Source organism: Pollutimonas harenae (assembly GCF_004153685.1).
Taxonomy (GTDB): domain Bacteria; phylum Pseudomonadota; class Gammaproteobacteria; order Burkholderiales; family Burkholderiaceae_B; genus Pusillimonas_C; species Pusillimonas_C harenae.
Genome location: NZ_SDQD01000002.1, coordinates 73,720 through 93,711 on the forward strand (window position 1 = coordinate 73,720; position 19,992 = coordinate 93,711).

Here is a 19,992-nt window from a genome sequence, read left to right on the forward strand (position 1 = left end):
TGCTTAGCCTTCTTTATTTTATGTTTGAACCCCGTTCAATTAGCTGGAATCGCGTAGCGATTCTATTTATAAAGGAAATACCATGAGCGCAATCCCCCAACAAGTACTGGCCAGCCAAAAAGCTTCGCTGGACAATCTTCTTGCTATCCAGGGCACTTTTTTCGGTGGTTTCGAAAAGCTTGTCGACCTGAACTTGAAAGTCATCAAGGCAACTTTTGACGAAGTTGCTCAAAAGTCGCAAGAAGCCATCGAACTGAAAGACGCCCAGGAAGCCGTAGCCTTCACATCTGGCCTGGTTCAGCCCAATGCAGAAAAAGCCTTGGCTTACAGCAAGCACGTCTATGACATCGTCTCAGGTGTGCAAGGCGATCTGTCCAAGCTGACTGAAGAGCAAATTGCACAAGGCCAACGCCAAGTGTCCGACGCGATTGATCAAATCTCGAAAAATGCTCCTACCGGTTCAGAAGGTGCCGTGGCTCTGCTGAAGTCTTCGCTGGCTACTGCAAACAGTGCCTACGAGTCGGTTGCCAAGGCCACCCGCCAGGCTGCTGAAGCTGCTGAGTCCAACATCAACGCTGCCACCAGCGCAACGTTCAAGGCTGCAACCGACGCTGCTGAAGCTGCTACCAAGGCTACTCCTCGCACCCGCCGCGCCAGCGCTGCCAACTAAAACCGTGCTGCTCTGTTAACGGAGCAGTCTTGCGGTAACAGAAAAGCCCAGGGCCAGGCCCTGGGCTTTTTGCCGTCTGGTCGGCGCGAATGCGTCCTTAATGTTTAAGTGCTTGTACGCATTCATTGATCAGGGCGGGGCCGCGGTAGATTAATCCTGTATATAGCTGGATGGCGTTGGCACCCGCCGAGATCTTTTCTTTTGCCTGCCGGCTAGACAATATGCCGCCCACCCCAATAATAGGGTAGGCAGCGCCCAGTTGTTGACGCAGGCGGGCAATGACTTCCAATGACAAGGCATGCACCGGCGGGCCTGAAAGACCACCTGCTTCCTGGCCATGAGGCAGGCCTTGTACCGCATCGCGCGACAGGGTTGTATTGGTGGCGATGACTCCGTCTACTTCATAGCGGGGCAGCAGGCTTGCTATGACATCAATTTGTTCTGTGTTTAAGTCGGGAGCGATCTTGACAACCATAGGTACTTTCCGACCGTGTTGATCGGCCAGCGCCTTGCGTTTTTCTTGTAGTGGCAACAGCAGTTGTGTCAGTTCGTCCTGCCCTTGCAGAGTGCGCAGATTTTGTGTGTTGGGCGACGAAATATTGACGGTTATGTAATCTGCGTGGGCATAGACGCCCTCGAGTCCCAGCAGATAATCGTCGACAGCTCGCTCTATGGGGGTTGCCGCATTCTTGCCAATATTCAGGCCGAGAATCCCGCCGTGCTGCCGCCACTGGCTTTTCTGGACATTGGCAATAAAAGTCGCCAGCCCCTGGTTGTTGAAACCCAGGCGGTTGATCAACGCCTTTGCTTCAGGCAAGCGAAACATGCGGGGTTTTGGATTGCCCGGTTGAGCCAATGGCGTGACGGTGCCAACTTCCACAAAGCCGAAGCCAAGATTGCCCAAAGCGTCGATATGAGCCCCGTTTTTGTCCAGACCAGCTGCCAGCCCGACTGGGTTGCGCAAGCGTAGGCCCATCAGGGTAGTGGTGTGTTCCGGCTGAGAGGCCATCAATCCACGCGTCAAGCTGCAATCGTAGGCTTTCTGCAAGGATCGCAGCGTAATATCGTGAGCGGTTTCAGCGTCGAGTGAAAAAAGAGCCGGGCGAGCCAGTGAGTAAGTATTGAATAGAAATGACATGCGAGCAGTGGTTCTCAGGCTGTGGGGGGCTCGGCCCAGACGCCATGCCTGAGTATTTGAAAGGGCCGGTATTGCGATTTGTATGCCATTTTACGGCTTTCCCTGATCCAGTAGCCCAGGTACAGCCAAGGTAGTTGTAGCCTGCGGGATAGGTCTAACTGCCATAGCACGCCGTAAGTACCGAGGCTGCCAGATGCATCCGGGTCGAAGAAGGTGTAGACCGACGAAAGGCCGGTATCGAGCACATCGACAATGGATACCATTTGCAGCAATCCAGTAGGCAGTCGGAACTCAATGATTTTGGAGTTGACGCGGCTGGTCAGGAGGAATTGCGTGTACTGGCTGCGGCTGTCTTCGTCCATTCCGGCGCCAGGATGCCTGCCTGACTGATAGCGCTGATACAGCTCGAAATGCTCCGTGTTCCAGTGCAAGGGCAGCTCGCGGATGACCAAGTCACTGTGGCGCTTCCATGTCTTGCGCTGTGTGCGGGTAGCTTTGAAGTTGTTGACGTCCACACGTATGGGCAGACAGGCCTGACATCTGTCACAGTGGGGGCGGTAGGTAAATAGGCCGCTACGCCTGAAGCCTTGCTCGACCAGCTGGGAATAGGTGTCGTTGGTGATCAGGTGGGTAGGAGCCGCCACTTGCGAACGCGCGCCCAAGCCTGGAAGATAACTGCAAGGATAGATAGCCGTCGAATAAAACTGCAGGGTTTCAAAACCAGGTTCAGACAAATGGCTCATGGCAAGGACCGGTAGTACTGTATCGCCTTCATTATCGCGTTATCCCCTGGTAGCGAGCAAGCTGTCCCGATTGCCATATTTCACCTTGGCCCCATTCCGGCGCCGGGTATTGCAGTGCCTGGTTCAATAAGTCCAGAAACTGCTTGCGGTCAACAGGGTGCGCACCCAGGCTGGCCAAGTGACCGGTTTGCTGCTGGCAATCTATATGGCTGATACCTCGTGTGGACAGGAAGCGAATCAAGTAGGCTACAGCTATCTTGCTGGCGTCATTTGCTCGGCTGAACATGGACTCGCCAAAGAAGAACCTGCCCAGGCACACGCCGTACAAGCCTCCAGCCAGTTCCCCATCTATCCACGTTTCAATGCTGTGAGCAGCTCCGGCGTGATGCCAGGCTGTATACGCTGCCTGGATGGCAGGTGAAATCCAGGTGGCATGCTGTGTGCCGCGAGGCTCTGCGCAGCCATGAATGACTGCTGCGAAATTCAGGTTGGTGGTGATGCGAATTCGAGCTGATGGTGTGCCCTCGCTGCGGGCAATCTGACGTAGCTTTTTTGATAAGGAGTGCGATGCCCTGAATTCGTTGCAGGCGAGCACCATACGCGGGTTTGGACTCCACCACAGAATGGGATCGCCGTCGTTGAACCATGGAAAAATGCCGCGCCGGTAGGCCTGTGTCAGGCGCTCGACGGTCAGGCTGGCACCGACCGCCAGCAAGCCTTCAGGCAAGGCTGCATCGGGATCGGGAAACGGTGCGCAATCATCCAGCCAGATCAAGCTTGCCATGAAAACCTAATGCTTGGGGAAGGGGACAGGAATATCGTAATGGTGCACAGGAAAGACGCCTGTCTTGAGGTCGGTAATGTAATGCTCAAGCGTGGTGACAACCGTCCGGAATGCCAGTTCGGCCCACGGGATATCGTCCAGATGGAAGAATGTGGCCTCGAGACTTTCCGGGCCTGGGTACAACTCTTCGCTCAATACCTTTGCAAGATAAAAAAAATGCACCTGCTCGGCATGCGGGACATCGATCACGGTGTAGAGCGGGCCCAGCTCTATTTGTGCTCCGGCTTCTTCCTGTGTTTCACGCATCGCTCCTTGTGCGGTGGTTTCCCCCAACTCCATGAATCCGGCGGGGAGCGTCCATTTCCCGTAGCGTGGTTCAATGGCGCGACGACAAAGCAGTATGCGCTCTTCTAGTACAGGCAACACACCGACAACATTACGTGGGTTTTGATAGTGAATGGCTCCACAATGATCGCAGACATCGCGCGTGCGGTTATCGTCGGGTGGAATTCTTTGCGTAATTTCGGTGCCGCACTGGCTGCAGAATTTCTGTGTGCGAGGTGCGGGAAAGTAGAAGGGAGGGGCTTGCGAAGTCATGACGTGATTCTACCCAATGCGGGGCAGCGCACAAAGCCGAGTTTGTTTTCAATGCTGGCTGCCAGGCAAAAGTTCAGTGGCACAGCGCTGTCCTGTTTGCCCCATCGAATCAATTGACGTTCGCCTAAATCGTGCTCCAGTGCGTCAAGCAGGGAAGTACCATCCTCCAGAAGCAGTTCGGCCAGCAATGTGGGCAAATCCCGGCCAGCAATCAGGCCTGACCCTATATCGGTTTGTGCATACAGCTTGCCTTTGTCATCCAGCCACCAGCCAGAAATTATCCTGATATCGAGACCGGTATGGCTGCGTAGACGATGCCCTGTATCTTCGTTCATGGTGTGTAAGACATGGGGGGCGGCATCGAGGCGTACATATACTTTTTGCGGTCCGTTCTGAAAATACCACTGGCCAGCGTTGTCGTATGCGTAATTGCGGTTCATGAACCGCAAAATGGCGGGGCTGGTAATGGCCTCGCCTGGACTGAGCGCATCTGGAGCGCAGTGGTCGGGCAGCAAGGCATCGCCTTGCGGATGCAGGCGCCATTCTCCGCGCTCAGATAGCGAAAGCCAGCCGTATACGTCGGGTACGTCCGGCCACCGAGCCATTGCGGCTATTACTTGCTCGTCCATAGTGTTGTGAATGTTTAACTGTTCGAGGCTGGAGCGCCATTGCAAAATTCAGCGAAACGCTGCTTGTTTGCCGTTCGCAACAGTCTAACGCTGGTTCAAGCGCTGGGCCAGCATATTGCCCAATACATGAAAGGTTTCTGCCAGAACGATAAGCATCACCGCAGCAGTCAACATGACTTCGGGCAGAAAGTTGGCATAGCCGTAACGTATGCCTAAATCGCCCAATCCGCCACCGCCTATGGCGCCGGCCAGGGCGGAATAACCAACCAGGCATGCCAGGGTAATGCCCAGGCCAGCGATGATGTCGGCAGACGCTTCGGGTATCAGTACCTTGCGCAGAATCTGCCAATAAGAGGCGCCCAAAGTCTGGGCAGCCTCAATGAGGTGGTGGTCAACCCCATTCATGGCTGCTTCGACATGACGCGCTACAAAGGAAGTGGCGATAATGGTCAGCGGGGCGATGGTGGCAGCCAGTCCGTTTGATTGTCCCAGCAAGGCATGCGTCAAGGGTATGGTTGCGGCCAGGACGATAATGGACGGCGTGGATCGAAGGCCTTGCACCGTCATTCTTAAGGCTCGTGATACGGCTGTAGCGGCAATCACACGGTGCTGGACCAGATGCATGAACACGCCCAATAAGCCACCTAGCATGGTCCCCAGCGCCCCTGACGTGCCGGTCATGAGCAGTGTTTCGCCAAAAGAAGTAATGAAAAGGTCGAGCGTAGGCGACGACATGGCCTGTTTCCTGGAAGGGATTCAGAAATTGTAGGAGTCGGCGCGGCGAAAGAGAACGATTGTTTTGGTGCGAGCTAATAGCTGCAAGTGATAAGCCGGGGTTGCTTTTTTGGGAATTTGAAGCGACCAGAACAGGTCAATTGGAGGCGCAACTCGGAATCGAACCGGGGTACACGGATTTGCAATCCGCTGCATAACCACTCTGCCATTGCGCCAAAAATTTTGAGCTAAATAAAAACGAAGCCAAAATCTATAAAGCAAAAGAGTATAGCATTTCTTTCGCTATAACAGCCAGTCTATCGGAAGCTGCGACACAAACCACACGCTGGCGCGTTGCAGGGCATTGGTATCGGGCTCAGTATCGTGACGCAGCAATCTGCCGTTTTTGTGCTCCAGCCAATACAGACTTCCATCGGCCGACAGGCGTACTTCATATGATCGTTCAGGAATGTCGGTGTTGAAGGCTTTGTCGATCTGTTGGGCGAGAACCGGGCTTTCAATGATAAAGCCCAGTTCTGTATTGAGTTTTGCTGATCTGGGATCGAAGTTGTAAGAGCCAACAAAGAAAAGCATGCCATCCGCGGAGAAGGTTTTGGCGTGCAGGCTGGAGCCTGAGCTGCCTAAGCGCCCAGGCCGGAACGAAGATTCAGGAGGGGCGGACTTGGCGCGCTTCATTTCGTATAGTTTGATGCCCGCTGTCAGCAAGTCTTTACGCCATTTTGCATAGCCTGCGTGTACGGCCACCACGTCGGTGGCAGCCAGCGCGTTGGTGAACACCTGGATGGCCACCCCATTTTGGGCCATGGATACCAGGGTGTGGGTTCCTGTTTCTGTGGGAACGAAATATGCGGAAACCAGGTTTAAACTGCGAGCAGGCTTACCGACAATATCGCTCAACTGATGAATCAGCAAATTCTTGGCGCCGACGTCATCCAGGCCTTTTGCCGGGTCGTCACTGACCATGCGGGCGGGTGCCCATTCCAGCGGCAGATCACCTTTTATCAATTGCTGGATGATAGGTAGCTCGCTCGTTACCTTCATGTACGACTCGGCCGCTGCCGAACGTTCGGTGTTGTTTGCCGCCAAGGACAAGGCGTTCAGGTCTTGTGGCGCAGCCGCTGGCAATACCTGCGCTACAGGAAACGATGATTGGCTGGCCCAATAACGATCGAAGTCATTTGAAAGTTCCTGGACAACAGGACCCATTGCCAGGATGTCCAGGTCGGAAAACAGCGCGTCAGGATCCGCGCCAAAGTACTCGTCTCCTATATTGCGTCCGCCAATAATGGTGGCCTGATTGTCGGCTGTAAACGACTTGTTGTGCATGCGCCGATTGGCTCGCTTGAAGTTGGTCAGGTAGCCCAGCACCTTCAGTTTTCGAAAGTAAAAGGGATTGAACAAGCGGACTTCGATATTGGGGTGGGAATCCAGCGCTGCCAACTGTGTATCCAGGCCTGCGTTACCGTTGTCGTCGATCAGCAGACGTACGCGTACGCCCCGATCGGCTGCGTCATGCAAGGCTTCCAGCAGCAAAATCCCGGTTGTATCGTTACGCCATATATAACTTTGAATATCCAGGCTGCGTTCGGCTGCCCTGGTCAGCAGCATACGTGTGGCAAAGGCGTCGTGGGGGTCGCCCAGCATGTGTATACCGGTAAGACCTTTATGCTTTTCAGTAAGGTGAGTAATGCCTTTTCCCAGCCGGGTATCCTGGGTTTCGATAGAGGAAAACGCCCGGGTATTTGTCTGGTGCTGGGGTTCGGTATATGAACATCCGATGAGAATAAAGGCCAGGCACAGGAGCAAGCCGCCCCCCAGAATGCTGGTGGCTCTGGCGATCATTTTTTGTTCCTGAAAGAGGCCGGCTTACGGGTCATCAGTGTGGCCAGTAAGCGATTATGCGGTTTTTGAATCACCGTCGATGGGAAATAACTGGCCTGAAATCGAGCGGGCATGTTTCCCTGCCAAAAACTGGACCAGCTCGGCGATGTCGGCCGGATCGACAAAGTGTTTGATGGCCTGGTTGTGCAGGGCATCGTCGGTTTCTTCCTGCACACTGCGGCCAGACCGCTCAGCGCGTCCCTTGAGGACGTTCTGGATACGTGCGCCCTCGACGGCACCGGGGTGGATGGTATTGCACGTAATCCCCCACGGGCCTAGCTCCAGGGAGAGCGTTTTGGCCAAGCCAACCAGCCCCCATTTGCTAGCTGAATAGCCAGAGCGGTCAGGGTAGCCAAAGCGCCCTGCAACGGACGACATGATAATGATCGAGGCTTGGCTGGATTGCTTCAGGAGTGGAATCGCTTGCTGGGTAACGTAAAAAGTACCGTTCAGGTTGACATTCATCACAGCAAGCCAGGCGGCGGGATCGTACTCTTCCACGGGCGCGGTGGGGCCGGCTACGCCGGCGTTGTTGACCAGCACATCGAGGCCGCCTAATTGCACCTGTACCTCACTGAACAAGCGTTTGACCGCCATAGGGTCACTGATGTCGGCTACGGAACCACTGATCAGCTCGTTCGCACTTGTTATTGCATTGAGTGAGTGTTGATCGATATCGGCGATATGAACACGGGCACCATCGGCGGCAAACCGCTGGGCAACGGCCAGTCCGATTCCGCTTGCTCCGGCTGTGACGAGAACTCGTTGTTGCATGCTGGATCCTGTTAATGGATGGGCACTGTGCACAAAGCATGTGCGCCCAAATTAGTGCAAACTAGCAGTTCGAATCATATCCCAGCGAGATCCTGATTAGACGTCCGTATTCATCATGGCTTGTGTTTTATGATTCTGCTTATTTTTAGTTTTTACAAAATATTTTTGGGTGTTAAATGGCTCGATTACTTAAAGTGAGCGTATTGACGGCAGGATTGGCCGTGACGTTTTTTATGACCAGTGTGAATGCCGAACCAACCTTCGGTGGCGTCAGTGTCAGGGCGGGTTATGCCAGCCACTATAGCCGGGCTGAAATCGCCTGGGAGTCTCCTTCATTATGGACGTACCGGTTTGCAGAGGGCTATGGACGTCTGGACCTGGTGGCCGAGCTCGGCGCAGCATACTGGATGGCGCAAGGCTCGCGTTCACCGTCTCGCGTCTGGCAGTTCAGTGCCATACCCTTTCTCAGATGGTCCTGGAATGAGCGGTACTATCTCGAGGCTGGCGTCGGAGCCACGGTTTTTTCCCGTACCGACTTTGCCGACAAGAATCTGAGTACGGCATTTCAGTTCGGTGATCACATCGGCGTAGGTGCTTACCTTTCGGATACCAGCCGAATTGGCTTGCGGTTCTCTCATTTTTCCAACGCAGGTATCAAAGAGCCCAATCCGGGACTGAATATCCTGCAGCTGTTGTATACCTATCGTTATTAAAGTGAACTATGGAATCGGGTATTGTAAAAATCAGGCTCGACAAATGGCTATGGGCGGCTCGTTTTTATAAAACCCGCAGCCTGGCGGCACAGGAAATCGGCAAGGGACGTGTATTGGTCAATGGTCAGGCTGCCAAGCCGGCACGTGAGGTGGCGGCCGACGACCTGGTCAGTGTACGCAAGAATGATCCGCCCACCGAGGTCCGGGTGCTGGCAATAAGTAATGTAAGAGGTCCGGCTTCTGTCGCTCATTTGCTTTATGAAGAAACGCCAGAAAGTCTTGCTGCACGCGAGCATGCCATGGAGACGAGGCGACTTGCTCCCGAGCCGGCACTCGATATTGCTGCAGGGCGTCCTACCAAGCGCGACCGGCGCCTGATCGGCCAGATCAAAGGAAGGTAGCTGCGGTAAACTCTGGACACGAATAATACAGGAGTCATATCGATTATGCGCAGTCTAATACAGGCCGGTTTGGCGGCACTTTTGTTGCTAGGTTTCTCGTTACCGGCCGCCGCTCAAGAATGGCCGGCCAAGCCTTTGACACTGATAGTGCCTTTTGGCCCGGGCTCCAGTCCAGATGTGATGTCGCGGCTTATTGCAGACCAGGCCAGCAAGACGTTGGGCCAGACTATTGTGGTGCAGAACCGGCCAGGCGCCAGCGGCAACCTGGGCACATCGGTGATAGCCAAGGCTGCGCCAGATGGCTATACCTTTGGTGTTTCCATCACAGGCCCCATGGTGAACAACACCGTTCTGTACAAAGAGTTGCCCTACGATCCGAAACAAGACATAGCTCCTCTGACTCTGGGTGTGCACCAACCCAATATTCTGGTGGTGCCGGCTTCGTCGCCCATCAAGTCTCTGGATGATCTGCTTGCAGCGGTAAAAGATCCCAAGTCGCAGTACAACTTCCCCTCGACGGGGGCGGGTACGATTTCGCATCTGTCGGTCGAACTGCTGCTCGAGCGTGCCGGTGGACAGGCTGTTCATGTTCCTTATCCGTCATCCCCCGCCGCAGTGACCTCATTGGTGGCAGGCGATACGCACTTTGCGGCATTGCCTCCCATTGCCGTCATGCCGCTGGTCAATGATGGCCGATTGCGTGCACTGGCCGTGGTGTACAGCGAAAGGGTGAGCTTTCTGCCCGATACACCTACCGTCGCCGAGTTGGGCCTAGAAGGTATAGAGGGGTCTGGCTGGATAGGCTTTGTTGCGCCGTCCGGCATCCCCAAGGACATCAAGGCAAAGCTGACCAATGCCCTGATCGACGCCATACACAACCCAGATGTTCAGGCACGTTTGCACAGCCAGTTCATGGAGCCTGTTGGTAACCAGCCCGAAGAGTTCGCCCAGTATATGGACGCAGAGTTGCAACGTTGGGCGCCGCTGATCAAACGCCTGAATCTCAGCGTCAACTGATCTAATAGATTGTCCATGCAAGGCAAGAGCGGGTCGCCGGTGGCGCCCGCCGAGTCTTTAGCTGATGGCCCGCATGAAAGTTTCCATCTTGGTGGCCGTTTCCTTGATTTCGCTTTCAGGGTCCGAGCCTGCCACGGTGCCAGCGCCGGCATAAAGTCGCAATTGCTTGCTGCTCGAGTGTAGTGCACAGCGCAAGGCCAGAGCCCACTCCCCATCTCCGTTGGCATGCTGCCATCCCACCAGACCAGCATAATAGCCGCGCTCAACGGTTTCCAGTTCCTGGATGTGCTTGAAAGCCGTTGAGGTAGGGTGGCCGCAAATCGCCGGGGTGGGGTGTAAGGCGCAAGACAGCTCAAGTGCTGTGACCGAAGGGTCGCGCAGCCGGCCGCTAATATAGGTCGACAAATGCCACAAGGTGTCGGTGCCGATGACAGACGGACCAGCGGGTACGTCCAGTTCGTCGCAATAGTCGCGCAATATGCGCTCGATATCAGCCACCACATAGCTGTGTTCACGCAGGTCTTTTTCCGAGCAGGCGAGCCCCGCCTTCAAGCTTTGGTCTTTTTCCGGATCGCTGTTTCGGCCGATCGAACCCGCCAGAGGGTTGACGTAGATCCGGTCACCAACACGACGAACGAGTAGCTCGGGGCTGGCTCCCACCATGACGCCGCCGGGGGGCGCACCTGTTCCCTGATCCCAAATTGGGATGGCAAAGGTATAGCCGTGGCTGTTGCGCTTGAGCAGATCGGGCAGCAGTTGCGTGTAGTCTGGTGGGCTATCGAGCTCGACATCCATGGCACGCGAAAGAACGACCTTCTTGAGCTCACCCTGTGCAAACAAGACCAGGGCCTTGCGGACCATGTCACCATATTGTTCGGGCGCAGGCACTGGTGTGCGTTTGACGATGGTGGGGCGTGTTCCTTTTGTTTGCTTGATGCCTGCGTCGCCACCAGGGATATCTGCGGCTTCCCAGTGTAGCGGTATGGCTAAACTGGCGTTGCCCGATGCATCGAATGGGATCAGACCGAACATCAGTGGATTCTCGACACCACGTTGTGCAGCCTGGTCAAACAGCGACTTGACTAGGTCATTGCTTACAGGCTGGTAAGCCGACAGCAGGCCGTTTTTGGCCCAGCCTCGATACTGCCGTGTGGGCGAGGCAAAGAAAAAATCTCCTGTCTGGAACTCATCGAGCAACCACGGCGTGCCTGGCGAACTCGTCCCGTCCTGATGATGTTTGCCGCTGGTTTCAGCTCCGGATTCCATGGTCATTTCCTTACCTTCAACAAGTTTCAATTCAGCGCGGACGGTAGCAGAAACAGGGGTGTTTTTCAATAAATCAGTCGGTGTGGGACGGTTGGATGCCCGTCAGGCCGGGAAGGGCACTGTTCCTGCCGGGCCATATCAGGTAAAAGGACATTTGACACATTAAAAGGGGTTGGCATGGCTAAGGTTGCAATAGTTGGTTGTGGTGCGATGGGGTCAGTTTATGCAGGTTTGATGGCTCATGCAGGCCACGAGGTCTATGGCGTCACGCTATGGCCTGACCACGCCGCAGCGATTCAGCAGAAAGGCTTGCGGGTATCAGGTATCAGTGGCGACAAGACGATGCGACTGGCTGCTGCATCCACCACCACAGATGGTATAGGCGTATGCGATCTGGTCATTATTGCCACCAAAGCCTTTGACGTTCAGGCTGCGGCCTCTGCCGCGTTATCGCTGATAGGGCCATGCACGGTGATACAAACCATACAAAATGGTGTCGGTTCACCTGACACTGCAGCGCAAGTCCTTCCGGCGAACCAGATGGCTGTGGGTGTAGTGGGTGGATACGGAGCGTCGGTACCCGAGCCTGGCCATGCCCATCACAACGGCTTCGAGGTCACTTGGTTTGCCAAATATGCCGGGCTATCTGACGAACAGATGGAAGACTCTGCCGATGTCTGGCGTAGTTCGGGTTTCCAGGTAGCATTGCATGACGATGTCCGGAGCATGGTCTGGAAAAAGCTGATCATGAATGTTGCATTCTCCGGCACTTCCTGTGCCACTGGCCTGACCATAGGCCAGATTCTTGCCAATGAAAATGCGTGGAAGGTGGCGCGGGCTTGTTCAGAAGAAGCGGTAGCGGTCTGTCAGGCGCAGGGTATAGATTTGGGCCTTGCCGACCCCATCGCCCACGTGCAGAACCTGGGAGGAAAAATTCCCAATGCGCGCCCATCCATGTTGCTTGACTCACTGGCTGGGCGGCACGGTGAAATCGATGCCATCAATGGTGCCATCAGTCGCTTGGGCGCTGAGTTGGGCGTACCCACACCAGTCAATGATGTTGTTGTGGCCATCGTGAAGGCCAAGGAAAGCCTGATAAGCAAGCGCTGACATACGCAAAGTGCGCGGGGCCCGTTGAAACGCTGCATCGGGCGCCTGCGCTCATCGTAGAGCGCTATAGATCTGCCTTGCAGCTTCGATATTGCGCACCGAAGCGTTCTGCGCGCTCTTGTACTTTGGCGGCTACGCGCTTCAGCCAGGGCTTGCTGTCATAGCTGCGCTTGCGGTAGCCGGTCCAGCCCTCGTGATAGTTCAGGTACTGGCCATAGGCATCCCATTTGGATGTACCATTCAAGCGCTGGGACTTGTTCATATACCAGCCCATAAAATCCAGGGCGTCGCCAAAGTCGTCGCGACTGGCAAACCAGCCCCCGGCTTCATTCTTGTAGTCATCCCAGGTTTCGTCTTTGGCTTGAGCATAGCCGTAGGCAGAGCTCACGCGGCCCCAGGGAATGACCCATAAGATGTAGCGCCGCGGGGGCTGGGCATCGTGCCGAAAACTCGACTCCTGATAGACAACCGCCAAGGTCACTTGCGGTGGTACCCCCCATTTTTCCTGAGTTCGTATAGCGGCCTTATGCCAACTGGGTTTCTCGCGAAATATTTCACAGATGTTTTCCGGATTGTCGGGCGGTACGGTTGCGCAACTTGCAAGCAACAGAAGTAAGGCCGCGGCCAGGGTTGTACGCAGTCGTGCCTTCTGGTCAGGCCAGGACAGATGTATCTCGAAAAAATGCCGGATTCTGGTTAGTGTCATGCGCAGTGCGTAGTATGCAAGAGCGGAATTTATGGCTATTGTTCAGAGTTGAAGTATAAGTTGTACCCACGCAGAGACAAAAGCAAGTCTACGAATGCGTGCTGTGTGGCCTGGAAACGCATAGACAAATATCACGAAAAACCAAGAACGCAGGCTGAGTCCTGACGTGCAATTAGCAGGAGGTGACATGGACGAATTTATGAAGGCGGCAATTGAGGAAGCGCGCCTGGGCCTGCAAGAGGGGGGTATCCCCATAGGTTCGGTGCTGGTGCACCGGGGAGTCATAATCGGGCGTGGACACAATCAGCGCGTGCAACATGGCAGCACTATTCTTCATGGCGAGATGGATGCACTCGAGAATGCGGGCCGTCAGCCTGCAAGCGTATACAAGGAATCCGTGCTCTATACAACGCTGTCACCATGCCCCATGTGCACTGGCGCCATTTTGCTCTACGGCATTCCCAAGGTCGTCATAGGCGAGAACCAAACCTTTATGGGCGGAGAAGCATTGCTGAGCGCTCAGGGTGTCGAGTTGCAGGTGCTGCAAGATGAAACCTGCATGACGCTGATGCGTGATTTCATCGCAGCTAAGCCCGAACTCTGGAATGAGGATATTGGCGTTTGACTACTGCGACTGGGGCGCGGGATGAGCCTTGCTGTGTGTCTGAAGCACTTGTATGATGTTAAGCTGATATGATGAATGTGGAAAAGGTATGCAGAGCCTGACACTCTCACAAGCACAAGAATTACTTGCGCATGGCGTCGACCAGATGCGTCATTACCCGGGCAAGACAGCATGTTTTTCGGTGTGCGACCAGCATGGCTTCCTGATCAGCTTTTCGCGTATGGACGGCGCGCCAGTGCGCAGCATTCAGCTGGCCCAGCAAAAGGCATATACCTGCGCCCGCATCGGAACATCAACTGATGCATTTCTGGCACGGCTGCGCCGTGAAGATATTCCAATCACTTATTTCTGCGATCCGCTGCTGACCGCCTTGCCCGGAGGCGCGGTACTGATCGATAAGCAGGGCAGTATCCTCGGAGGGGTCGGTGTCAGTGGTTTGGCACCGACCGAGGATCAGGCTATTGCCGATAAGCTGGCCGCTATCATGTCCGGCAGTGACAACCAAAAAACGTAGACGGAGACAATCATGGCAAAGGTAGGATTCATTGGTTTGGGCATCATGGGCGCGCCTATGGCGCTGAATTTGCTGAAAGGTGGGCATCAGCTTTTTGCACACAGCCACAAGGCTCCGTCGGCAGAGCTGATCGATAACGGTGCCGTAGCGTGCGGTTCAAGTCAGGAAGTAGCCCAGAAGGCCGATATCATTATTTTGATGCTGCCCGACACGCCCCAGGTCGATGAGGTGCTATTTGGCGAAAATGGCGTGGCCAGTGGTCTGCGCGGGGGCCAGATAGTGGTCGACATGAGCTCTATTTCGCCCATCGCCACCAAAGAGTTCGCTGAAAAAATCAATGCGCTCGATTGCCAATATCTGGACGCGCCGGTGTCGGGTGGCGAAGTGGGCGCAAAGGCAGGCTCCCTGACGATTATGGTGGGTGGTCCTGAAAAGGCCTTTGAACAGGTCCGGCCTTTATTCGAGCTGATGGGAAAGAACATCACCCTTATAGGCGGCAACGGTGATGGGCAAACAACCAAGGTGGCCAACCAGATAATTGTCGCCTTGAATATCCAGGCGGTGGCCGAAGCATTGCTGTTTGCCTCACGTGCTGGGGCTGATCCGGCCAAGGTACGGCAGGCATTAATGGGCGGGTTCGCATCTTCGCGTATTCTTGAAGTTCATGGCGAACGTATGATCAAGCGCACCTTCGACCCCGGTTTCCGCATCGAGCTGCACCAGAAAGATCTTAATCTTGCCTTGGTAGGAGCCAGGGCTCTGGGGGTTTCACTACCCAATACAGCAGGAGCCCAGGAGCTGATGAATGCATGTGCCGCCAATGGCATGAGCAAGCTGGATCACTCGGCCCTGTGCAGGGCCATAGAACTGCTGGCCAATCACGAAATCGCCGGCGCCTGACATGTATTCAGCATTAGACTGCGGCGTGGCGTGGTGTCATCTGCCGCAGTGCCGGAACGAGCGTTACTCCTTATTCCGCTGGAAGCCGTTGTAGTACTGTACGACTGCAGAATCGTCTTTAAGTCCGAGGCCAGCGCCACTGGCGCCAAGAAAGCTTTGCAAGGCGGTGGCGGCCAGCGATGCAGGGAACTTAAGTTCGCGCGCAACATCCATCACGATGCCCAGGTCTTTCACGAAAATATCGACCGCGCTGGCCGAGGTATCAAAAGCACTGGCCACCATGCGAGGGCCGCGATTGGACAGCATCCATGATCCGGCAGCGCTTTGGCTTACTACGTCAAATACAGCCTGAGGCTCCAGGCCTGCACGTTGCGCCATGGCGATGGCTTCGCCTGCTGCTGCCAGATGCACGCCGCATAACAGCTGGTTGATGGTCTTGACCAAGGCACCCTGGCCCGGCTGGTTGCCCACCCGCTTCAGACGTGTGCCTATCTGAGTCAGCAGTGCGTGGCTGGCGTCCAGCGCTGCCTTGTCTCCCGAAGCCATGACAGTCAGGTCACCTTGCTTTGCGCCGACTTCTCCGCCGCTGACCGGCGCGTCAATAAAGGACCATCCATGTTCCCGGCAGCGCTCGCCTATGAACCTGGCCTCGGACGGCAGCATGGTTACACAGGAAATGATGGTGAGTCCTGCTGCTGCCGTTTCGTGCAGTCCTCCTGGCCCGAATATGACTTGTTCGGCCTGTTTGCCGTTCACGACAAAAATCACGATATGACTGGCATTGACTGCCGTGGCAGCGGCGCTGGTGCAGACGATGCCGCCAATTTCTTTGAGGTGTTCCAGCGGCTCAGGATTGATGTCGTAAGCCTGTACGCGGAAAGCGTCCTGTACCATTCGCCTGGCTACATGCCGTCCCATTACACCCAGGCCGACGAATCCAATGGTTTGTTGTGTCATGTTGTCTCGCATTAATTAGAGGAAAGGCAGCCGCTGTGGCGGCCTGGTTATTTGAATGTACTTATGCTTTCGTCATTGTGTGCAGCCACCCCAGACCGTCCAGCGTGCCTTTCGCAGGTCTGTACTCGCAGCCTACCCAACCCTTGTAGTCCAGCTCATCCAGCAGCTTGAATAGGTAGGTATAGTTCACCTCGCCGGTATCAGGCTCGTGACGATCGGGTACGCCGGCTATCTGAATATGTCCGACGTTTGGCTGAAATTTCCGAAAAGTCATGGCGATATCTCCCTCCATGATCTGCACATGGTAGAAATCCATTTGCACCTTGAGATTGGCGGCAGCAACCTGATCCACAATGGCGTGAGCCTGGTCCTGGCGGGACAAGAAATAATGGGGCATGTCGCGACTATTGATGGGCTCAATCAATACCGTAATGCCATGCAGTGCGCATTGGGCGGCGGCGTATTCAAGGCGAGTCAGGAAGATGTCATGGTATTGCTGTTTTTGGGCGGCGTCGGGTATCAGGCCTGCCATCACATGCACACTGGGCGTGCCCAGGGCCTGAGCGTAGGCAATAGCCTGGTCGACGCTGCGCCGGAACTCATCATCACGGCCAGGCAGTGATGCGATTCCCCGTTCGCCTGCAGCCCAGTCTCCGGGAGGCAGATTGAACAGCGCGTTTTTCAACTGATGATCTGCCAATCGTGCGGCAAGATCAGAGGTGGAATATTCGTAGGGAAATAGAAATTCCACGGCGTCAAAACCAGCCTCGCGTGCCGCCTCAAATCGATCAGGAAAGGGCACTTCGTTGAACATCATGGTGATATTGGCGGCAAACTTTGGCATGTTCTTCCTTGGTAATCAATCAGGCTTCCTGTCTTGATGTACTTGCTGCACCTCAAGCTCAAAGACTCAGGATTTGAACAAGGTGTGGAGCTCTGCTATCTGTTCTTCGGTCAGTACCCTGGGGTTATGGCCTTGCAGCAGGAGGAACAATTTGGCGGTTTCTTCCAGCTCTTCAATGGCGTATACAGCTGCTTCCAGCGTTTTGCCCGATACTACTGGACCATGGTTGGCCAGCAAGACCGCACTGTGCTTGGCGGCGAGCCCGTGGATGGCTCCGGCTAGGTCTGGGTCGCCAGGGCGGTGGTAAGGTATCAGTGGCAACTGGCCTATTTTCATGACGAAGTAGGGTGTAAGCGGTGGTATGCAGCTATGGTGATCCAGATTGGACATGCACGATACCGCGGCAGAATGGGTGGAGTGCAGGTGCACAATAGCTCCGGCCTGACTGCGTGCATCGTACATGGCACGATGCAGGAACGCCTCTTTGGATGGCGCATCACCCGACAACAAGGTGCCGTTGTCATCCATTTTGGAAATTCTGGCGGGGTCCAGTGTGCCCAGGCAACTATTGGTAGGCGTCAGCAGCCAGCCGTCGTCAGTACGCACGCTGATATTGCCGCTGCTGCCTGCGGTCAGGCCGCGCTGATACAAGGAGGCGCCCAGAATGCAGATGTGTTCTCGTAGGAGTGATTCGTTCATGGCAACAAGCTCCATGCCTTGCTGAAAAAATCCACATTGCCAAAATTGCCTGATTTCAATGCCAGCGATATAGGTGTGCCGTCAAGACTGACGGTCCAGGGTACGCCGGGGTCGATTTGAGGGCCTATGCGCAAACTGCTTATTTTTAACGCAGTGACTACGGCACCCGACGTTTCGCCGCCCGCAACAATCAGTTGGCGTACACCCTGCGCAACGAGCTTTTGTGCCACAGCAGCGAGAGCGGCTTCGACCAGAGCGCCGGCGCGTTCCGTGCCCAGGGCCTCTTGTATGGCTTTGACGCGAATGGCAGAGGCAGTTGCGTAGACCACGACAGGCCCTTGCGGCAGTAGTGGGGCAGCCCACGCCATTGCGGCCTGTACGGCGTCATCCAGTGCGTGGTCGCTGCCTGTCAGGGTTAGCGGGTCTATGGCATATGAAGGTACGCCTTTTTTGGCGATATCGGCTAGCTGAGCTTGGGAGGCCTGTGAGCAACTCCCGCACACGATCGCTCGCAAACCCGGTGTGGGTGGCAGGCTGGTAGCCGCATCCTGCCGTGTCAGCAAACCCTGCTCACGGAAATTTTGCGGTAAACCCAATGCCACCCCGGAACCCGCCGTCAGCAGAGGCAGGTCGGCGCAGGCCTGGCCTATTTGCATCAGATCTTCGTTGGAGGTTGCATCGATGACAGCGATCTGGATGCCGTCAGCCTTGATTTGTGCAATACGCTGGCGTATGGCTTGTACGCCCGCCTTGACGATCTGGTGACCGATCAACCCTACCCGGCTGCTTGTTTGCCGTTGCAGCACTCTAACCAGGTTGGAGTCTGTCATGGGTGTGAGCGGATGATGGCGCATGCCGCTTTCTTCCAGCAGCATATCGCCTACGAACAAGTATCCATTGAAAATAGTCCGGCCATTTTCGGGGAATGCTGGACAGGCAATGGTAAAGGGGGTGTCCAGCGCTTGCATGAGTGCATCGGTGACTGGCCCAATATTGCCCTGATCGGTGGAGTCAAAGGTCGAGCAATATTTAAAGTAGATTTGCCTGCAACCGGCTGAGCGTAGCCACTTCAGTGCGGCCAGAGAATCTGTTACGGCTTCTTGAGCCGGGTTGGTGCGCGACTTCAGGGCGATGACGACAGCATCAGCATCGATATTCGAGGGTAGCGGGCCCTGCGGGATGCCTATGATCTGTACCGTTTTCATTCCGCCTTGGACCAACATGCCGGCCAAGTCGGTTGCACCAGTGAAGTCGTCGGCGATGCATCCGAGCATAATACTCATGATGTTTGTTGATCGTGTATGTATGCCCGAATGATGCTGTCGTAATCCTCGTCTGAAGTAAAGCCCAATTCGGTGGCTCTTTGGGTGTCGAAGTCACCTGGCCAGGAGTTGACAATGCGTTTAATGGCCTCGTCTTCCGTCCATTCGATGCGTTGAGCGACATCGACGCCCGCCACGCGTTCCAGCGCGGCGACCATGTCACGTACCTTTACGGACAAGCCAGGCAATGAGATGGTGCGTGTGAAGCCGAATTTGCTGGCTTCCAGTTCGTGCCCATGAATCAGGTTGTTCACAGCCTGTTGGGGCGACATCAGCCACATGCGGGTGTCGCCATGAACAGGACACACGGCTGCTTGTCCCGCTAGCGGTTCGCGAATGATTCCACTGGCAAAGCTTGACGCCGCCTTGTTGGGCAGGCCAGGACGTACTGAGATGGTAGGCAGGCGCAGGGTGCGCCCATCAAGGTAGCCGCGGCGGCTGTAGTCGCTGATGAGAAGCTCGCACATGGCTTTTTGGGTGCCGTATGAACTTTGCGGTAGCGTAGCCATGGTGTCGGGAACGCTGGTGGGTAAAGGCCCGCCAAACACAGCGACTGAGCTGGTAAACACCATGCGTGGCCGAGTTTCCAGGGAGCGAATGCGTTCGAGCATGCTGCGGGTCGCGTCAAAGTTGACGGTCATGCCCAGATCGAACTCGGCTTCTGCCTGGCCGCTGACGATCGCAGCGAGATGAAAAATGCTGTCTGTATCGGGGGTGACGATGGACGCGATAGTTTGCGGGTCGGAAATGTTGCCGACTACGGTATGGACGCGAGGATCGGAGATGCCGGTGACCGCAGTGACGTCGGCCAGGGTAATGCGGGAAATGGCTTCGGGCTTGCCGCTACGCCCAAGGAGCTTGCCATTTTTCAATAGCTGCCTGGCCAGTTTGTTACCCAAAAAACCAGCTGCCCCCGTGATGGCAATATGCATATTTTTAAGCCCGTAATGTTATCATACAAGTTTAC

General features: G+C 55.3%; 23 protein-coding genes and 1 tRNA gene. 8 read left to right on the top strand and 16 right to left on the bottom strand.

Going from position 1 to position 19,992, the window contains the following annotated elements:
• The first annotated feature begins 82 nt into the window (after positions 1-82).
• Positions 83-670 carry a TIGR01841 family phasin gene (phaP, locus tag ERD84_RS07145; RefSeq protein ID WP_130038966.1) on the top strand — a complete coding sequence of 196 codons (588 nt, stop codon included), beginning with the start codon at positions 83-85 and terminating at the stop codon, positions 668-670.
• Positions 671-767: 97 nt separating this feature from the next.
• Here the strand turns inward: phaP and ERD84_RS07150 are convergent, their stop codons facing one another.
• From ERD84_RS07150 to ERD84_RS07190, 9 genes are all read right to left on the bottom strand, one after another.
• A complete protein-coding gene (locus ERD84_RS07150; RefSeq protein ID WP_130038967.1) occupies positions 768-1,808 on the bottom strand; it encodes a quinone-dependent dihydroorotate dehydrogenase in 1,041 nt (346 codons plus the stop codon).
• Between the two features lie 14 nt (positions 1,809-1,822).
• A complete protein-coding gene (locus tag ERD84_RS07155) occupies positions 1,823-2,551 on the bottom strand; it encodes an arginyltransferase (RefSeq protein WP_130038968.1) in 729 nt (242 codons plus the stop codon).
• 31 nt (positions 2,552-2,582) lie between these two features.
• Complete coding sequence (gene aat / locus ERD84_RS07160) at positions 2,583-3,335, bottom strand: leucyl/phenylalanyl-tRNA--protein transferase (RefSeq protein WP_130038969.1); 753 nt, start codon at positions 3,333-3,335, stop codon at positions 2,583-2,585.
• A 6-nt stretch (positions 3,336-3,341) separates the two neighbouring features.
• On the bottom strand, positions 3,342-3,932 hold the full coding sequence (locus tag ERD84_RS07165) for an NUDIX hydrolase (RefSeq protein ID WP_130038970.1): 591 nt from the start codon (positions 3,930-3,932) through the stop codon (positions 3,342-3,344).
• Entirely contained in the window at positions 3,929-4,561 is a 633-nt protein-coding gene (locus tag ERD84_RS07170) for a DUF2946 family protein (protein ID WP_130038971.1), read from the bottom strand. The genes ERD84_RS07165 and ERD84_RS07170 overlap by 4 nt, the downstream gene beginning before the upstream one ends.
• Before the next feature lie 84 nt (positions 4,562-4,645).
• Positions 4,646-5,296 carry an ABC transporter permease subunit gene (locus tag ERD84_RS07175; protein ID WP_130038972.1) on the bottom strand — a complete coding sequence of 217 codons (651 nt, stop codon included), beginning with the start codon at positions 5,294-5,296 and terminating at the stop codon, positions 4,646-4,648.
• Between the two features lie 141 nt (positions 5,297-5,437).
• Positions 5,438-5,511, bottom strand: a tRNA-Cys gene (locus ERD84_RS07180).
• A 67-nt stretch (positions 5,512-5,578) separates the two neighbouring features.
• Complete coding sequence (locus ERD84_RS07185; RefSeq protein WP_130038973.1) at positions 5,579-7,138, bottom strand: phospholipase D family protein; 1,560 nt, start codon at positions 7,136-7,138, stop codon at positions 5,579-5,581.
• A 54-nt stretch (positions 7,139-7,192) separates the two neighbouring features.
• Positions 7,193-7,951, bottom strand: coding sequence for an SDR family oxidoreductase (locus ERD84_RS07190; protein ID WP_130038974.1), 759 nt, complete (start codon positions 7,949-7,951; stop codon positions 7,193-7,195).
• 176 nt (positions 7,952-8,127) lie between these two features.
• Here ERD84_RS07190 and ERD84_RS07195 point away from each other — a divergent pair, with 176 nt between their 5' ends.
• The 3 genes from ERD84_RS07195 to ERD84_RS07205 are packed head-to-tail and all read left to right on the top strand — an operon-like array spanning position 8,128 to position 10,082.
• A complete protein-coding gene (locus tag ERD84_RS07195) occupies positions 8,128-8,664 on the top strand; it encodes an acyloxyacyl hydrolase (RefSeq protein ID WP_130038975.1) in 537 nt (178 codons plus the stop codon).
• Between the two features lie 8 nt (positions 8,665-8,672).
• Positions 8,673-9,065, top strand: a complete 393-nt coding sequence (locus ERD84_RS07200) for an RNA-binding S4 domain-containing protein (protein WP_218947936.1) — start codon at positions 8,673-8,675, stop codon at positions 9,063-9,065.
• 45 nt (positions 9,066-9,110) lie between these two features.
• On the top strand, positions 9,111-10,082 hold the full coding sequence (locus ERD84_RS07205) for a Bug family tripartite tricarboxylate transporter substrate binding protein (RefSeq protein WP_130038976.1): 972 nt from the start codon (positions 9,111-9,113) through the stop codon (positions 10,080-10,082).
• Positions 10,083-10,139: 57 nt separating this feature from the next.
• Here the strand turns inward: ERD84_RS07205 and ERD84_RS07210 are convergent, their stop codons facing one another.
• On the bottom strand, positions 10,140-11,348 hold the full coding sequence (locus ERD84_RS07210) for an isochorismate synthase (protein WP_130038977.1): 1,209 nt from the start codon (positions 11,346-11,348) through the stop codon (positions 10,140-10,142).
• Between the two features lie 177 nt (positions 11,349-11,525).
• Here ERD84_RS07210 and ERD84_RS07215 point away from each other — a divergent pair, with 177 nt between their 5' ends.
• On the top strand, positions 11,526-12,458 hold the full coding sequence (locus ERD84_RS07215) for a ketopantoate reductase family protein (protein WP_130038978.1): 933 nt from the start codon (positions 11,526-11,528) through the stop codon (positions 12,456-12,458).
• 64 nt (positions 12,459-12,522) lie between these two features.
• Here the strand turns inward: ERD84_RS07215 and ERD84_RS07220 are convergent, their stop codons facing one another.
• Positions 12,523-13,164: a transglycosylase SLT domain-containing protein gene (locus ERD84_RS07220; protein ID WP_245150640.1), complete on the bottom strand. Its 642-nt coding sequence runs from the start codon at positions 13,162-13,164 to the stop codon at positions 12,523-12,525.
• Positions 13,165-13,351: 187 nt separating this feature from the next.
• On the opposite strand from ERD84_RS07220, the gene ERD84_RS07225 reads away from it, so the two are divergent.
• The 3 genes from ERD84_RS07225 to glxR all read left to right on the top strand — a co-directional run bounded on the left by ERD84_RS07225 (position 13,352) and on the right by glxR (position 15,203).
• Entirely contained in the window at positions 13,352-13,789 is a 438-nt protein-coding gene (locus ERD84_RS07225) for a nucleoside deaminase (RefSeq protein ID WP_130038979.1), read from the top strand.
• An 88-nt stretch (positions 13,790-13,877) separates the two neighbouring features.
• The gene (locus ERD84_RS07230; protein ID WP_130038980.1) at positions 13,878-14,303 is read left to right on the top strand and encodes a GlcG/HbpS family heme-binding protein; all 426 of its coding nucleotides are present in this window, start codon (positions 13,878-13,880) and stop codon (positions 14,301-14,303) included.
• 12 nt (positions 14,304-14,315) lie between these two features.
• Positions 14,316-15,203 carry a 2-hydroxy-3-oxopropionate reductase gene (gene glxR, locus ERD84_RS07235; protein ID WP_130038981.1) on the top strand — a complete coding sequence of 296 codons (888 nt, stop codon included), beginning with the start codon at positions 14,316-14,318 and terminating at the stop codon, positions 15,201-15,203.
• A 63-nt stretch (positions 15,204-15,266) separates the two neighbouring features.
• On the opposite strand, the gene ERD84_RS07240 is transcribed toward glxR, so the two are convergent.
• The 5 genes from ERD84_RS07240 to denD form a co-directional block, all read right to left on the bottom strand.
• Positions 15,267-16,160: an NAD(P)-dependent oxidoreductase gene (locus tag ERD84_RS07240; RefSeq protein WP_167667357.1), complete on the bottom strand. Its 894-nt coding sequence runs from the start codon at positions 16,158-16,160 to the stop codon at positions 15,267-15,269.
• A gap of 61 nt (positions 16,161-16,221) precedes the next feature.
• Positions 16,222-17,004, bottom strand: coding sequence for a 2-oxo-tetronate isomerase (otnI, locus tag ERD84_RS07245; protein ID WP_130038983.1), 783 nt, complete (start codon positions 17,002-17,004; stop codon positions 16,222-16,224).
• A gap of 66 nt (positions 17,005-17,070) precedes the next feature.
• Complete coding sequence (otnC, locus tag ERD84_RS07250) at positions 17,071-17,703, bottom strand: 3-oxo-tetronate 4-phosphate decarboxylase (RefSeq protein WP_130038984.1); 633 nt, start codon at positions 17,701-17,703, stop codon at positions 17,071-17,073.
• On the bottom strand, positions 17,700-18,986 hold the full coding sequence (gene otnK / locus ERD84_RS07255; RefSeq protein ID WP_130038985.1) for a 3-oxo-tetronate kinase: 1,287 nt from the start codon (positions 18,984-18,986) through the stop codon (positions 17,700-17,702). Before otnK ends, otnC begins: the two co-directional genes overlap by 4 nt.
• The gene (gene denD / locus ERD84_RS07260) at positions 18,983-19,957 is read right to left on the bottom strand and encodes a D-erythronate dehydrogenase (RefSeq protein ID WP_130038986.1); all 975 of its coding nucleotides are present in this window, start codon (positions 19,955-19,957) and stop codon (positions 18,983-18,985) included. The genes otnK and denD overlap by 4 nt, the downstream gene beginning before the upstream one ends.
• Positions 19,958-19,992: the final 35 nt, after the last annotated feature.